This is a genomic window from Nevskia soli DSM 19509 (assembly GCF_000711955.1).
GTDB lineage: Bacteria > Pseudomonadota > Gammaproteobacteria > Nevskiales > Nevskiaceae > Nevskia > Nevskia soli.
The window spans coordinates 25,526-39,281 of the sequence record NZ_KL543998.1; the positions used below are offsets into that span (position 1 = coordinate 25,526).

Consider the following 13,756-nt stretch of genomic DNA (forward strand, 5'->3'; position numbering starts at 1 on the left):
GTTATTGGCAGCTCCTGGTGTTGGGCGAGAAGCAAATGGTCAGATTCGGGTCGAAGGCGCTGGGATCACTGGGCAACGGCAAGGGGCTGGCCTTGTAGGCCGCCTGCTTCAGCGTCTGATCGAACAATGGCACGCCGCTGCTGGTGGAAATTTCGGCGCTCAACACCTGACCGTTGGGTGCCAACCTGATTTTCAGATAGGCCTTGGTGTTGGGATCTGTGCCGGGAGGCCAGGCCCAGGCTTGCTGAATTGCCGCAATGAGCTGTAGTTGCCATTGATTCTGAACCTGAGCAATCAACTGGGCAGACTCGACGCCGAGCGATTTCTGCAGTTCTTCGGCCCGCTTGCGGCGGTCCGCTTCCTTCTGCGCATCCTCGGCCTTCTTCTGCCTGGCGATGGCCGCAGCCTGCGCCTGCTGTTGCTGTTCAGCCTCCTTGCGTACCTGTTCGTCCAGTTCCTTCTTGCGCTGCGCCTCGGCGGCGGCCTGGGCAGCGGCATCGGCCTTCCGCTTGGCCTCTTCCTGCTGCTTTTTCTGCGCCGCGGCCTGCTCGTCAGCCTGCTTTTGAACCTCCTGCTGGCGCTTAAGTTCCTCCGCCTTGGCCGCTTCCGCTTTCTGCTTTTCGGCCTGGGCGGCGGCTTCCGCCGCCTTCTGCTGCTGTTCCTGGGCCTTCTGGTCGTCGATCTTCTTCTGCTCGGCGGCGGCCTTTTCCTGCTTTTCCTTGGCCTGATCGGCGACGACGTCGGTGTCCTTGACGATCTTCTGCGGGCCTTCGTCCTGGTCCTCGGGCTTGGTCGGAGTCGGCGACGGCGGCGTGGGCGGCTTGAGGGCTTTCAGGTCGTTCGGCGCGATCAGCACGCCCTGTATCACCGGCGTGGGTTCGACATGGTCGGTGCACTGCACCCCGACCAGCAGGAACGCGAACAGGACGGCGTGGAGCAATACCGCCAGGATCAGATGACGGGGCGGCAGGCTCATCAGGGGTTGCGCTTGTCCGGCTTGCCCGCGGAGGGAGCATCGGTGACGAAGCCGATCTTCTTGGCACCGGCGCCCTGGAGGATCGACATGCCCTTGACCACCTTGTCATAGGAAACATGCGAGTCGGCACGCACCAGAATCATGCGGTCCGGCTTCTGGTCGACCACGGCATGCACCAGCTGGGCGAGCTCGTCATCGGATACCGGCTTGTCGTTCCCCTTGCCCACGTCGAGGAAGTAGCGACCGCTGGCGTCCACCGACAAGGTCACCGGCTGATCCTCGTTGGTGAGGGGGTTGGAGCTGGTCTGTGGCAATTCCACGTCGACACCCTGCGTCAGCAGCGGCGCCGTGACCATGAAGATCACCAGCAGCACCAGCATCACGTCGATATAGGGAACGACGTTGATCTCGGCATTGAGGCGGCGCTTCTTGCGCCCGCCCGAGGCATTGACGGATGGCACTACGCCGCCCTCGAACCGCTGGCGCCGCGCAGGCCGCGCTCGATGATGCCGGTCATCTCCTCGGCGAAGGTGCCGAAGCGCGTTTCGATGCGGTCGAGGCGGGAGGTGAAGAAGTTGTAGGCGATGACCGCCGGGATGGCGGCGAACAGGCCGAAGGCCGTGGCGATCAGGGCCTCGGCGATGCCGGGCGCAACCGAGGCCAGGGTGGCCTGCTTGACGTTACCGATGGCGATGAAGGCGGTCATGATGCCCCACACCGTGCCGAAGAGGCCGACGTAAGGGCTGGTGGAGCCGATCGTGGCCAGCATCGACAAACCGCCTTCGAGGCGCTCGATCTCGCGGGTCTGCGTCACGCGCATCTGGCGCTGCACCGCGGCCAGCGCATCGTCGGGATCGACCCGCGAACCCTGCTGGCGGGTGAATTCCTCGTAGCCGGCGCAGAACACCTGCGGCAGGCCCTCGTCGCTCTTGTCGCGGCCGCGGCGCAGGTTCTCGTACAGATCACCCAGCGTGCCGCCGGACCAGAAGCGGTTCTCGAAAGCGGCCGCGGCCTTCTCGGTGCGCGACAGCAGGGAACGCTTGGCCAGGATCACCGTCCAGGACAGCACCGAAGCCGCGGCGAGCAGGGCCAGGATCACCTTGACCAGGAGAGAGGCCTGCAGCAGCAGTTGAATGATCGACATATTTCCGTTCATGCGGAGTCCTGTTGTCTTCTGTTGTCCACGTCGTAGCGGCCGGATCAAGCCTCGGTCGCAGCAAAAATCCCGCCTGGCAAGGCGCATGGCCTGAACGTCGCCATCGACACACAAGCCACCCGCACCCGCGCCTGCGTCAACACCACCGTTGCATCGTCCGCGCGCCGCAGGGTCTGCACGAAGTTCAGGCTGGCGCGCTTGCGGCCTTCCAGCGCCACAGTCGCTTCGAGCAGGTCGTCCAGCCGCGCCGGCCTGCGGAAATCGATTTCCATTCCCGCCACCGTGAACGCCACGCCCATCTCGTCCTTCAAGCGCTCCTGCGAAAAGCCCAGGGCACGCAGCCATTCGGTGCGTGCGCGCTCCAGAAAGCGCAGATAATTCGCGTGATAGACCACACCGCTCAGGTCCGTGTCCTCGTAGTACACGCGGATAGGCCAGGCAAACACCGGAATATTCAAGGTTTTAAAGGTGTAAGGGTGCGCAATTGTACCGGATGCGGGAACGCAGCAAAGACCCCGAAAGCGCGCCGAGGTTCAGTTTCAGACGATTTTCGAGGCCTATTCGGCGAACAGGTCCGGCTCGCTGCGGCGGGGCGGCGGCAGACCGTAGTGCTGGTAGGCCAGCTTGCCGGCCATGCGCCCGCGGGGAGTGCGCAGCAGGTAGCCCTGCTGGATCAGGAAGGGCTCGATCACATCCTCGATGGTGTCCCTCGCCTCGCCGATGGCGGCGGCGAGGTTGTCCAGCCCCGCCGGCCCCCCGTCGAAGCGCTCGATCAGGGTCATCAGCAGCTTGCGGTCCATCAGGTCGAAGCCGTTGGTATCCACATCCAGCATCTTCATCGCCGCCGCGGCGATGTCCTCGTTGACGATGCCGGTGCCCTTCACCTCGGCAAAATCGCGCACCCGCCGCAGCAGGCGGTTGGCGATACGCGGGGTGCCGCGCGAGCGCCGTGCGATCTCGTTGGCGCCGGCCTCGTCGATCGGCACCTTGAGGATGGCCGAGGAGCGCTTCACGATCGAAGACAGGTCCGGAATGGAATAGAACTCCAGGCGCTGCACGATGCCGAAGCGGTCGCGCAGCGGCCCGGTCAGCGCTCCGGCGCGGGTGGTGGCGCCGACCAGGGTGAACGGCGGCAGGTCCAGGCGGATGGAACGCGCCGCCGGCCCCTCGCCGATCATGATGTCGAGCTGGTAGTCCTCCATCGCCGGGTACAGCACTTCCTCCACCACCGGGGACAGGCGGTGGATCTCGTCGACGAAGAGGATGTCGCGCGGCTCCAGATTGGTCAGCAGCGCCGCCAGGTCCCCCGCCCGCTCCAGCACCGGGCCGGAGGTCTGGCGCATGTTCACGCCCATCTCGGCGGCCAGGATGTGCGCCAGGGTGGTCTTGCCCAGGCCCGGCGGCCCGAAGATCAGGGTGTGATCCAGCGCCTCGCCGCGTTTGCGGGCGGCATCGACGAAGATGCCCATCTGCTCGCGCACCGCCGGCTGGCCGACGTACTCGGTCAGCTTGCGCGGACGCAGAGCGCGCTCGAAGCGCTCCTCTTCGCCGGCGGCGGACGCTGAAATCAGGCGGTCTGACGGGGTGGTCATTTAGCGCAGCGCCCGCTTCAGCGCTTCCTGGATGATGGCTTCGGTGGTCATGCCCTCTTTGTACACCGCTTCGCTCAGGCGCTGCACCTCAGCCGGCTTGTAGCCCAGCGAGGCCAGGGCGGCGCGGGCCTCGGAGAGGGCGCCGAACGGCACGGCCGGCAGGCCGGCCACGGTGCCTTCGGCGCTGGTCACGCCGGCGCGGTCGCGCATCTCCAGCACCAGGCGCTCGGCGGTCTTCTTGCCGATGCCCGGCAGCTTGACCAGGCGGCCGGTCTCGCCGCTGCGCACCGTGCCCCAGAATTCCTCGACGCTGACGCCGGACAGCACCGCCAGCGCCACCTTGGGACCGACGCCGGAGATCTTGATCAGATCCCGGAACAGGGTCTTCTCGGCCATCGAACCGAAGCCGAACAATAAATGCGCATCCTCGCGCACCACCAGGTGGGTGTGCAGGGTCAGGGTCTCGCCCGCCGCCGGCAGGCGGAAGAAGGTGGACATCGGCGCCTCCACCTCGTAGCCGACGCCATGCACGTCCAGCAGCAGGTGCGGCGGCTGCTTGCTCAGCAGGACCCCGGTGAGACGGCCGATCATGATTTGCCTCCACGCGACAGGGCGGCAACCTGGGCCAGGGTCCAACGGCCGCCGCTTGGCTTGGCACCAGTCCTTACCGCGGGCGCATTGCGCAAGTGGGCGTGGCTCAGCGCCACCGCCAGGGCGTCGGCGGCGTCGGCGGGCGGCGCCTCGTTCAATTTGAGCAGGGCCTTGACCATGTGCTGCACCTGGGATTTTTCCGCCCGCCCCTGCCCGACGATGGCCGACTTGACCTGGGCCGGGGCGTACTCGGCCACGCTCAGGCCGGCATGGGCCAGGGCGCAGATGGCGGCGCCGCGCGCCTGCCCCAGCACGATGGCGCTGTTGACGTTGCGATTGACGAAGACCGATTCGATCGCCGCCTCGCGCGGCGCGTATTCGCGGATCACCTCGGCCAGCTCCTTGAAGATCTGCAACAGGCGCTCCGGCATGCCCTGGTCGCCGCAACGGATGCGGCCATGGGCCAGCCAGACGTTGCGCGGGCCATCGGATTCGATCACGCCATAGCCGGTGATGCGCGAGCCGGGATCGATGCCAATGATGCGCAGAACGGAAGTCTTAGACATCCCTGTCACTGGGTCCCCGCCAATCCCTGGCGGGGATGACGGGAGATCGTATTGCTCACGAAGCGGCCGGCAGGTCCGCGTTGTGGTAGACCTCCTGCACATCGTCCAGCTCTTCCAGCCAGTCGAGCAGGGCTTGCAGGGTTTCCGCCGCTTCGCCAGCGACGGCGACGCGATTGGACGGACGCATCACCACCTCGGCCTCGATGGGCTTGAGGCCGGCCGCTTCGAGCTTGGCCTTGACCGTCTCGAAGTTGGCCGGGCTGGTCAGCACGTCGACGAAGCCGTCTTCGCTCTGCACGTCGTCGGCGCCACCGTCCAGGGCCAGTTCGAGGATCTTCTCCTCCAGCGCCGGCTCTTCGCGGATGTCGAAGATGATCTCGCCGGTCTCGGCGAACTGGAACGCCACCGAACCGCTGCTGCCGAGGTTGCCGCCCTGCTTGCTGAAGGCGTGGCGCACTTCGGCCACGGTGCGGGTGGTGTTGTCGGTCATGCAGTCGACCAGGATCGCCACGCCGCCGGGGCCGTAACCCTCGTAGCGCACTTCCTCCACCGCCTGCCCGCCACCCTCGCCGGTGCCGCGCTTGACGGCGCGCTCGACGGTGTCGCGGGTCATGTTGTTGTGCAGCGCCTTGTCGATGGCGGTGCGCAGCCGCGGATTGCCGGCCGGGTCGCCGCCGCCGGCGCGGGCCGCCATGGTGATCTCGCGGATGAACTTGGTGAACGTCTTGGCCTTCTTGGCGTCCTCGGCGTTCTTGCGGTTTTCGATGCTTGGGCCACGACCCATGATTCAGACCTGTGTATTTAATTAAAGTATGTCGTCCTGACACGCACCGGGCCATCCATGGCCCGAACTGTTCAAATAAGCAAAGCGTCTCTCACACTATCAGATCACTGTCATCCTGAGCGCAGCGAAGGATCTGGCCGGATCCTTCGCTGCGCCGGAATGACAAAAGCGAGGCTTTAGGCCGCGGCCGGCTTGCGCTTGTTGGCGGAGTGGATGGCGTGGCCGTCCACCGCCAGCGCCGCCTCATGGAACGTCTCCGACAGGGTCGGATGGGCGTGCATGGTGAGCTGGATGTCTTCGGTGGTGGCGCCGTATTCCATCGCGGTGACGGCTTCGGTGACCAGCTCGGAGACGTACGGGCCGATCATGTGCACGCCCAGCACGCGGTCGGTCTTGGCGTCGGAGATGATCTTGATCATGCCGACGATCGATTCCATGGCGCGGGCGCGGCCGTTGGCGGCGAAGGGGCTGGAGCCGGTCTTGACCTCGTGGCCGGCGGCCTTGGCCTGCTCTTCGGACATGCCGGCCCAGGCGATTTCCGGGTTGGTATAGACGACCGAAGGAACGGTGCGGTAGTTGACCTCGCTCTTCTCGCCATGCAGCTGCTCGGCCAGGACCACGCCTTCCTCGATGGCCTTGTGCGCCAGCATGGCGCCGCCGATGACGTCGCCCACGGCGTAGATGCCTTCGGCGCTGGTCTTGTAGTGGGCATCGGTCTTGACGAAGCCGCGCTCGTCGAGCTGCACGCCGGCCACGTCGCAACCCAGGTCCTTGGTGAACGGGCGGCGGCCGACGGCGACGATCAGCTTGTCGAACTTGATGGTTTCCTTCTTGCCGTCCTGCTCGTATTCGACGGTGACATCCTTCTTGCCGGCCTTGGCGTTCAGCACCTTGGCGCCGAACTTGATGTCCAGGCCCTGCTTGGTCAGCTGCTTCAGGCCTTCCTTGGCGATGGCCTGGTCGACCATCGGCAGGAAGCCCGGCAGGGCTTCGAGGATGGTGGTCTTGGCGCCCAGGCGCGACCAGACGCTGCCCAGCTCCACGCCGATGACGCCGGCGCCGATGATGCCGAGGGTTTCCGGCACTTCGGCGAGTTCCAGGGCGCCCCAGGAATCGATGATGCGGTCCTTGTCGACCGGCGCGATCTTCAGGTTCACCGGTTCGGAGCCGGTGGCGATGACGATGTGCTTGGCGGTGAAGGTCTCTTCCTTGCCGTCGTGCGACTTGTAGCCGACCTTGCCGCCGCCGAGCAGCTTGCCGAAGCCGAACAGGCCGGTGACCTTGTTGCCCTGGAACAGCATCTTCACGCCGCCGGAGTTGGCCTTGCTCACCGCGGTGCGGCGCTCCTGCATCTTCTTCAGGTCCAGCTTCACTTCACCCACGCCGATGCCGTGCACGGCGAATTCGTGCTGGGCGCGATGGTACAGCTCGGAGGATTCGAGCAGGGCCTTGGAGGGAATGCAGCCGGCATTGAGGCAGGTGCCGCCGAAGGACTGCGTGCCGTCGGTGTTGATCCAGCTGTCGATGCAGAGGGTCTTCATGCCGAGCTGGGCGGCGCGGATGGCCGTGGGGTAGCCGCCGGGGCCGCCGCCGATGACGATGATGTCGTAGTTTTCGCTCATTTCCTGTTCCGTTCTGGCGGCCCGCCAGGTCGTCGAAAATCGACGTGGAACCGCGGGGGCGGTCCGGGGCCGGCTGGCGCGCACTTTACCGCAAAAAGCAGCGGCTTGCGCCTCTGGCGGTCGCTGCTTTTCCGGCTGCGCGCGCGGTTTCGCGCCGCTTGCCGCGGCGCTGCAATACGGTGCATTGCAGATGTGAAATGAGGGCTACTGGTAGCCGCGGATTTCCTTGAACACCGCGCTGAGGCTGGAACCGCCGGCGTCGAACACCCGGCCCCCGGTCAGCTCGGCCAGGGACTTCATTTCCTCGGAGTCGGCGTCGCCGAACATGATGGTGAACACCGGGATGTCCTGGGCGGTATCCGGCAGGGCCTGGTACCAGTTGCGGAAGGCCTCGAAATTGCTGCCGCTGCTGCTCTCGCCGTCGGTCATCAGCACGATGCTGGGGTAGTAGCCGGGCTGCTTCTTGCGGTCGTTGAGGGCCTGCTGGTAGGTGGCCTGGAGGGCGTCGTAGATGGCGGTGCCGCCCTTGGGCTGGAGCGAGGCGACGAAGTCCTCGAACTGGCCGCGGATCTTGTCGTAGCCGCCCGGACCGCCGAAATCGATGCCGAGGTGGTCGACGATATGGCTGTCGAAGGTGGTGAGGTCCACTTTTTCGCGCGCCAGGAACTGGGCGTAGCGCCCGGCCAGGGTGTTCTGGTCGGAGCCGGAGAGCAGGTGCAGCGCCGCCTTCAGTTCGTCCATGCGGTGTTCCTGCGCCATCGAGCCGGAGACATCCAGCACGAAGTAGGAATGGGCCGGAATGCGCACCTTGGATTGGTAGCTGTCCAGCACCGCATCGACGAAATCGGGCCGCGCCGGTTCCGCCAGGGGCTTGGGCAGCTTGGCTTCCAGTTCCTTGGGCAGGCGGATACCGGGAATCACCGGACGACGCCAGGTGCGGTCCACGATCTGCTGCTGGATCGCTGGGCTGCGCAGCAGGGCGACCAGGCGGGCGTACTCGGCCTTGCGCGCCGGGTTGATCAGCATCAGCGGGTAATCCGCCATCACCGAGCCGTCGCGCGGGTGGATCACCTCCAGCGGCGTGCCGAGCTGGGTGCCGGCGTCGAGGTTGAGGGCGATCGCCTCGTAGTTGATCATGCCGTCGAGCCGGTTTTCCTGCTTGACGTAGGTATCGGCGAGCCAGTGGGCGCTGCCGCCGAGCAGGCGGGTGCCGCTGAACAGTTGCCGCAGCTTGACCAGGTCGAGATCGGACGGATTCAGGGCGTCATTCTTGGCGGTGGCGAGGCCGGCGGAAAACAGAGCGGCGAGGCCGAGGTCGGAAACCACCGGGCTGGTCATGCCCAGGGCCATGCCGTCGTGGGCCACGACGTGCGCGATCTCGTCCCAGCTCGGCGGCTTCTCGTCCCAGCCCAGGTCCTGGGCGCGCGGCTTCTTCAGCGCGAACACCACCGGCGACAGCATGATCTTCTCGGAAGCGGCGATCCTGGCCGAGGCGTTGAGGTGCACGTAGAAGCCGCTGGCCGGCCAGGCGAAGTCGGCGGCGCTGGCGCCGCTGTTGCGCAGGCGGTCGGCCATCTCCACGGTGCCGACGTAGTCGAAGCGGATCTTGTGGCCCACCGCCGCTTCCATCGGCTTTTGCAGGAAGCCCAGATCCTGCAGGCCGTTGCTGGCCATGATGACCAGCTCGTCGCCGCTCTGCGCACCGCCGCCCCGCGAGGGCGCCGGACGGCCGCAGCTGCCGAAGACCGCCAGGATGACGCAGCAGGCCAGGCCCAGCCATGCCGGCCCGCGCCCGGTCTGCGTGGGCCAGGAAAAGTATTTGCGAAACGGTGAAGGTGAAGGCATCGCGCCGCGAAGAGCTAACGGGTTGCGCGAGTTTACACGCCGGGGGACGGCTGTAAATAAATGTGACTTTCGGGTGACACGGCGGCGTCAGGCGACGCCGCCGCCAGCTGCCGCGAAGGTGCTTCAGATCCCGGTGGCGTGCAGGGCGTTGCCCGCGGCGATGGGATCGTTGGTCTGGCCGAAGACTTCCAGCCAGCGCTCGTAGGAGAACATCTTGCCCTCCTTCCAGGGATGGTAGCCGGGGACGTAGTACTTCAGGTAATGCGGGATCACCGGCAGGTACAGGCCGCCCGGCTTGTACAGCCACCACAGGCCCTTGAACCAGAGGCCGGCGCGCTGGCGCCAGCCGAAGCCGTCCACCTTGAACATGTGGCTCATGATCATGAAGGTGTGCAGCGGGAAAATCAGCGAGACGTACAGCATGGTGAAGATGCGCATGAAGTAGCTGGCCTTGGCCACCTTGGTCAGCACGTCGTAGGCCACCGCCTTGTGCTCGATCTCCTCCACCGCGTGCCAGGCGTACATGGCGCGGATGCGCGGGTCGGCGTCTTCCATCACTTCGCGGCGGTGGAAGAAGCTGTGGGCCATGATCGCGGTCATATGTTCGGCGGCGGCGGTCTGGCCGAGGGTGAAGGTGCGCGGCATGATCTTGCGGATGCGGCCGAGGATGCGCTTCATCTGCTCCTCGATGCCGTCGACGCCGACGCCCTGGGCCTTGAGGCGGTTGTTGAACTGGGTATGCACCATGCCGTGCTGGCCTTCCTGGCGCATGAAGTCCTTCACTTCCTGGTTCAGCACCGGGTCGGTGATCTGGTCGCGGTAATCGCGCACGCAGGTGATGAAGAACTTCTCGCCTTCCGGGAACAGGGTGGACATGGCGTCGAAGAAGCGGGTCTTGAATGGATCGCCGCCGAGCCAGTACTTGGGAATGTCCCCGTCCAGGCCGAAGTCGAGGCCCTGGCGGGGCACGATCTCGTAATGCGCGGGTCTGGGATTCTGGCCTGCCGGTTCCATGTCGTCTCCTCGAACGCTTGTTTCTGATTGTGGCCACTGTAGGCGGTGCGCGGGCGGGTGGCTATGACCGGGAACGACGCGAGGGAACATTTTGCGACAGATGGAAAAACCCCGCCAAATCAGACCGTAAGCGGCTGCTTTTAAAGCTTTTCCGGCTTCTTGCGGAAGCTGCTGGGGGAAATACCGGCCCAGCGGGTGAAGGCGCGGGTGAAGCTGCGGCGGTCGGAGAAGCCGAGGCGTTCGCTGATGGCCTCGATGCTCATGTCACCGTTCTCCAGCCACGCCGCCGCACTGCGAAAGCGGGCGCGGGACTGGAGCTCGGCGTAGCCCTTCCCTTCTTCCTGGAGACGCCGTTGCAGGGTGCGCGGGTGCAGGCCCAGGGCCTCTGCCATGCGCTCGATGCCCTGGCCCAGCAGCTCGGGACGGGCGGCGAAGGTCTGCTCGATCTGGGCGACGATGGCGCCGGTGGGCGAGGCCTTGGGCAAGGCGGTGAGCTGGCGTTGCACGCGGTATTCGGCCTGCCGGTGCAGGGCCGGGAAAGCGCCTTCGAGCGGCACGTCGAGCAGGCCGCGGTCGAACACCAGGGCCTGCTGCGGCTGGCCGAAGCGGACTTCGATGCCGAAGTACTTGTCGTACTCGGCAGCGTAAGGCGGCGGCGCATGTTGCAGGCACAGGCGGGCGAAGCGGGCGCGCTCGCCCAGCAGGGTGCGGCCGAACTTGTAGATGGAGGCGAAGGTGGTTTCGGTGAAGTACGGCGCGGGCGTGTTGTCGACGCCGAACTCCAGCAACAACCAGGCTTCGTCGCCCCGCTCTTCCAGGCGCACATTGAGAGCGGGGTTGATCAGCTCGCGCACCCAGTCGAAGACGCGCATGGTATCGCGCAGGGTGGAGCTGGTGGCGAGGAAGGTGCCGATGTCCGGCATGTACTCGAAGGCGAAGCTCTCGCCGAGCACGAAGGGATAGTGGTGGTTCTTCGCCCGCGCCACGCACTCGGCCATCACCTGCTGCAGTTGCATCGGGTTGACGGTGGCGCTTTCGAGGTGGATCAGGTCGGTGTCGATGCCGTTGTGGCGGAAGATCGGCTCGATGTTGAAGCCGCAGTGCGCCGCCGCCTTGATCCAGTTGGGCAAGGTGAGGAACGGAATCGGCGCGGTGTAGGGCGGGCGGCTCATGCGCGCAGTATGCCGCAGCGCGGCACCGGCGCATGCGGGTAAGGCGGATTGTGCACGCGCTTGTCTCCACCTCCGGTACGGGGTTCAATACGGCGGCATGAAGAAACCCTCCCAGGATTCACCCGCCGCGCATCTCGGTCCCGACATCCTGCCGGGCGGGCGCAGCCGCATCCCGGGGACGGAGCCGCTGCGGCGGCGCATCGAGATGGCGATCTTCGGCCTGACTTCCGGCGCCGGGGCGCCGCGGCTGAATTTCCTGGAGCCGGCGGGCGATCCGGGTTTGTTCGGGCCACAGTCGGTGTGCTGGCGGGTGCATGGGGACTTCACCATCATGATGGTGGGCGGGGTCTGCGCGCTGCTGTTGCAGATGCTGCATCCGCTGGCATTGGCCGGGGTATGGGACCACTCGAATTTCCGCGAGGACATCCTCGGGCGGCTGCGGCGCACCTCCGCTTTCGTCGGCAGTACCACCTTCGCCGGGCGGCGCGATGCGGAGATGCTGATCGAGCGGGTGCGGCGGATCCATTTGCGGGTGACGGGCAGCACCGCCGACGGCACTACCTACGCGGCCAGCGATCCGGATCTGCTGACCTGGGTGCATGTAGCGGAGCATTCCAGCTTCCTGCGTTCCTACCAGCGCTATGCGGTGAAGAAGCTGAGCGAGGCGGAGCAGGATCGCTACTACGCCGAGACTTCGCGGGTGGCGGAGATGCTGGGGGCGCAGGGCGTGCCGAAGTCGCGGGCGGAGGTGGAGCAGTACCTGCGCCGCCTGCGGACGCAGCTCGACTATTCGGATCGCGCCCGCGAGGTGCGCCGCATCCTGTTCAGCACGCCGGCGCCGAACGCGGCGATCAAGCCGTTCAGCCGCCTGTTCCTGGAAGCCGGGGAAGACCTGCTGCCGGACTGGGCGCAGCAGATGATGGGCGTGCAAGGCGGCGCGCTGGCGCGGCGGGCATTGCTGCGGCCGGCGGTGCGGGCGATGGCGCCAACGTTCCGCTGGGCCTTGCGCAACGGGGCGGCGGCGCGGGCCAGGTTGCGGATGGAGCCAGCGGGCTGAACGGGGAAGGGGCCCGGGTCGGCGGTAACGTGTACGCAGGTTTTCGCCCAAAAAACACCATGCGTGCCATGCGTGCCAAGGTTTTTTGTTGGCACGCATGCGGCGAGCGTGTGAATCTGCTGGCGCGGAAACCCCGATTCTTGGGCCCGGATTCCGCCTTCTTTGGCCCGGATCAAGTACGCCGCGGCCGTTGCTTGGCCGGAATAGAGGCGGGCTCCTTGTTGATGCAGAATTGTGGAAGCACCCCCTTCCCTCTCCAGTCTTTTGCCAGGATGGCTCATGAATTCCGAATCATCGCAGGTGCAGGTTTTCTTCGACCCGGTCAGCCCGTATGCGTGGCTGGCTTTCAAGCAGATCGGGGCCTTGCGGGCGGCGGGGTTGGTGGTGGACTGCCGGCCGGTGCTGTTCGCGGGGCTGCTGAATGCGCATGGGCAGAAGGGGCCGGCGGAGATTCCGGCGAAGCGGGCTTATGTGTTCGGGGATGTGCTGCGGGTGGCGGCGCAGAAGGGATATGCGTTCAAGGGACCGCCTTCGCATCCCTTCAATCCACTGCGGGCGCTGCGGATGTGTATTGCGATCGACCGGGCGGATGAGCGGCTGAAGTTCGCGCAGGCGCTGCTGGAAGGCTGCTGGGAGCTTGGCGAGGACCTGAGTGAGCGACAGACGCTGGAGCGGATCGCCGAGCGCTGCGGGCTGGATGGACCGCAGCTCAACGCGGCGGCGGAGCGGCCGGAGATCAAGGCGCGGCTGATGGAGGCCACGGCGGCGGCGATCAAGGCGGGGGTGTTCGGGGTACCGACCTTTTGTTTCAAGGGCGAGTTGTTCTGGGGTGGGGACCGGATGGAGACGCTGCTTTGGCGGTTGCGGCATCCGGGGCGGGAGGATGAGTTGTTGCAGGATTTCTTGATGCGGGGGGCTTCGGCGCAGCGTTAGGTTTCTTACAGGAAAAGGACGCAACAAGGGCGGAGTGTGGCGCAGGATTAGGCCTTGCATCTGAATTGAACCCTGCTTACGGCGCAATGCGCTGCGCCCCTCGATACACGTTGCTCCGCAACGCACTCGGGACAGGCTTATTGCGCCCGCTCGCTGAAGCCTGGAGAGATGGATGACCTGGGAGCCTATTTGCAGTCCATCCCGTAGTTGGCGGCAGGCTTAGCCCGGATGAAACAACGATAAGCAACCGGGGAACGCGCACAATCATTTCCACCCATATTGCTCTTCACGCCATATTGTTCTTAAATCCGGCCTTGATGACCTTTGTAAAGCGCGCCGCAGCCGCATAGAATCCAGGCGGGGATTACAAAAGGGGGATGGGGATGGCTGCTACGGCAAGCGCTGGGGAGCGCACGTCAGGGCGTCGGTTCTTTTCGACGATGGCGAT

At 65.7% G+C, this 13,756-nt stretch carries 14 protein-coding genes; 2 read left to right on the forward strand and 12 right to left on the reverse strand.

Annotated features, from left to right (window positions below; translation table 11 throughout):
- Nucleotide 1: 1 nt before the first annotated feature.
- The 12 genes from tolA to BP26_RS0122720 all read right to left on the reverse strand — a co-directional run bounded on the left by tolA (nt 2) and on the right by BP26_RS0122720 (nt 11,318).
- Entirely contained in the window at nt 2-976 is a 975-nt protein-coding gene (gene tolA / locus BP26_RS0122665) for a cell envelope integrity protein TolA (protein ID WP_029922831.1), read from the reverse strand.
- Nucleotides 976-1,437: a protein TolR gene (gene tolR / locus BP26_RS0122670; RefSeq protein ID WP_029922832.1), complete on the reverse strand. Its 462-nt coding sequence runs from the start codon at nt 1,435-1,437 to the stop codon at nt 976-978. Before tolR ends, tolA begins: the two co-directional genes overlap by 1 nt.
- Entirely contained in the window at nt 1,437-2,132 is a 696-nt protein-coding gene (gene tolQ / locus BP26_RS0122675) for a protein TolQ (protein WP_029922833.1), read from the reverse strand. Before tolQ ends, tolR begins: the two co-directional genes overlap by 1 nt.
- Nucleotides 2,133-2,176: 44 nt before the next feature.
- On the reverse strand, nt 2,177-2,584 hold the full coding sequence (gene ybgC / locus BP26_RS0122680; RefSeq protein ID WP_029922834.1) for a tol-pal system-associated acyl-CoA thioesterase: 408 nt from the start codon (nt 2,582-2,584) through the stop codon (nt 2,177-2,179).
- A 105-nt stretch (nt 2,585-2,689) separates the two neighbouring features.
- Complete coding sequence (gene ruvB / locus BP26_RS0122685) at nt 2,690-3,724, reverse strand: Holliday junction branch migration DNA helicase RuvB (protein ID WP_029922835.1); 1,035 nt, start codon at nt 3,722-3,724, stop codon at nt 2,690-2,692.
- A complete protein-coding gene (ruvA, locus tag BP26_RS0122690) occupies nt 3,725-4,315 on the reverse strand; it encodes a Holliday junction branch migration protein RuvA (protein ID WP_029922836.1) in 591 nt (196 codons plus the stop codon).
- Complete coding sequence (ruvC, locus tag BP26_RS0122695) at nt 4,312-4,881, reverse strand: crossover junction endodeoxyribonuclease RuvC (RefSeq protein ID WP_051749312.1); 570 nt, start codon at nt 4,879-4,881, stop codon at nt 4,312-4,314. The genes ruvA and ruvC overlap by 4 nt, the downstream gene beginning before the upstream one ends.
- Nucleotides 4,882-4,936: 55 nt before the next feature.
- The gene (locus BP26_RS0122700; protein ID WP_029922838.1) at nt 4,937-5,665 is read right to left on the reverse strand and encodes a YebC/PmpR family DNA-binding transcriptional regulator; all 729 of its coding nucleotides are present in this window, start codon (nt 5,663-5,665) and stop codon (nt 4,937-4,939) included.
- A gap of 176 nt (nt 5,666-5,841) precedes the next feature.
- On the reverse strand, nt 5,842-7,287 hold the full coding sequence (gene lpdA / locus BP26_RS0122705) for a dihydrolipoyl dehydrogenase (protein ID WP_029922839.1): 1,446 nt from the start codon (nt 7,285-7,287) through the stop codon (nt 5,842-5,844).
- A gap of 204 nt (nt 7,288-7,491) precedes the next feature.
- Entirely contained in the window at nt 7,492-9,132 is a 1,641-nt protein-coding gene (locus BP26_RS0122710; RefSeq protein ID WP_051749313.1) for a vWA domain-containing protein, read from the reverse strand.
- Nucleotides 9,133-9,255: 123 nt separating this feature from the next.
- Nucleotides 9,256-10,146: a metal-dependent hydrolase gene (locus tag BP26_RS0122715; protein ID WP_029922841.1), complete on the reverse strand. Its 891-nt coding sequence runs from the start codon at nt 10,144-10,146 to the stop codon at nt 9,256-9,258.
- Nucleotides 10,147-10,286: 140 nt separating this feature from the next.
- Nucleotides 10,287-11,318 carry an AraC family transcriptional regulator gene (locus tag BP26_RS0122720; RefSeq protein WP_029922842.1) on the reverse strand — a complete coding sequence of 344 codons (1,032 nt, stop codon included), beginning with the start codon at nt 11,316-11,318 and terminating at the stop codon, nt 10,287-10,289.
- Between the two features lie 97 nt (nt 11,319-11,415).
- Here BP26_RS0122720 and BP26_RS0122725 point away from each other — a divergent pair, with 97 nt between their 5' ends.
- Together BP26_RS0122725 and BP26_RS0122730 are read left to right on the forward strand one after the other, a co-directional pair.
- The gene (locus BP26_RS0122725; protein ID WP_084183349.1) at nt 11,416-12,375 is read left to right on the forward strand and encodes an oxygenase MpaB family protein; all 960 of its coding nucleotides are present in this window, start codon (nt 11,416-11,418) and stop codon (nt 12,373-12,375) included.
- 279 nt (nt 12,376-12,654) lie between these two features.
- The gene (locus BP26_RS0122730) at nt 12,655-13,308 is read left to right on the forward strand and encodes a 2-hydroxychromene-2-carboxylate isomerase (RefSeq protein WP_036517757.1); all 654 of its coding nucleotides are present in this window, start codon (nt 12,655-12,657) and stop codon (nt 13,306-13,308) included.
- Nucleotides 13,309-13,756 lie beyond the last annotated feature (448 nt).

What these genes read in the sequence shown, in the direction of transcription:
- tolA (WP_029922831.1), bottom strand. Translation starts at nt 976, where the DNA reads ATGAGCCTGCCGCCCCGTCATCTGATCCTGGCGGTATTGCTCCACGCC.
- tolQ (WP_029922833.1), bottom strand. Translation starts at nt 2,132, where the DNA reads ATGAACGGAAATATGTCGATCATTCAACTGCTGCTGCAGGCCTCTCTC.
- ruvB (WP_029922835.1), bottom strand. Translation starts at nt 3,724, where the DNA reads ATGACCACCCCGTCAGACCGCCTGATTTCAGCGTCCGCCGCCGGCGAA.
- ruvA (WP_029922836.1), bottom strand. Translation starts at nt 4,315, where the DNA reads ATGATCGGCCGTCTCACCGGGGTCCTGCTGAGCAAGCAGCCGCCGCAC.
- ruvC (WP_051749312.1), bottom strand. Translation starts at nt 4,881, where the DNA reads ATGTCTAAGACTTCCGTTCTGCGCATCATTGGCATCGATCCCGGCTCG.
- BP26_RS0122700 (WP_029922838.1), bottom strand. Translation starts at nt 5,665, where the DNA reads ATGGGTCGTGGCCCAAGCATCGAAAACCGCAAGAACGCCGAGGACGCC.
- lpdA (WP_029922839.1), bottom strand. Translation starts at nt 7,287, where the DNA reads ATGAGCGAAAACTACGACATCATCGTCATCGGCGGCGGCCCCGGCGGC.
- BP26_RS0122710 (WP_051749313.1), bottom strand. Translation starts at nt 9,132, where the DNA reads ATGCCTTCACCTTCACCGTTTCGCAAATACTTTTCCTGGCCCACGCAG.
- BP26_RS0122715 (WP_029922841.1), bottom strand. Translation starts at nt 10,146, where the DNA reads ATGGAACCGGCAGGCCAGAATCCCAGACCCGCGCATTACGAGATCGTG.
- BP26_RS0122720 (WP_029922842.1), bottom strand. Translation starts at nt 11,318, where the DNA reads ATGAGCCGCCCGCCCTACACCGCGCCGATTCCGTTCCTCACCTTGCCC.
- BP26_RS0122725 (WP_084183349.1), top strand. Translation starts at nt 11,416, where the DNA reads ATGAAGAAACCCTCCCAGGATTCACCCGCCGCGCATCTCGGTCCCGAC.
- BP26_RS0122730 (WP_036517757.1), top strand. Translation starts at nt 12,655, where the DNA reads ATGAATTCCGAATCATCGCAGGTGCAGGTTTTCTTCGACCCGGTCAGC.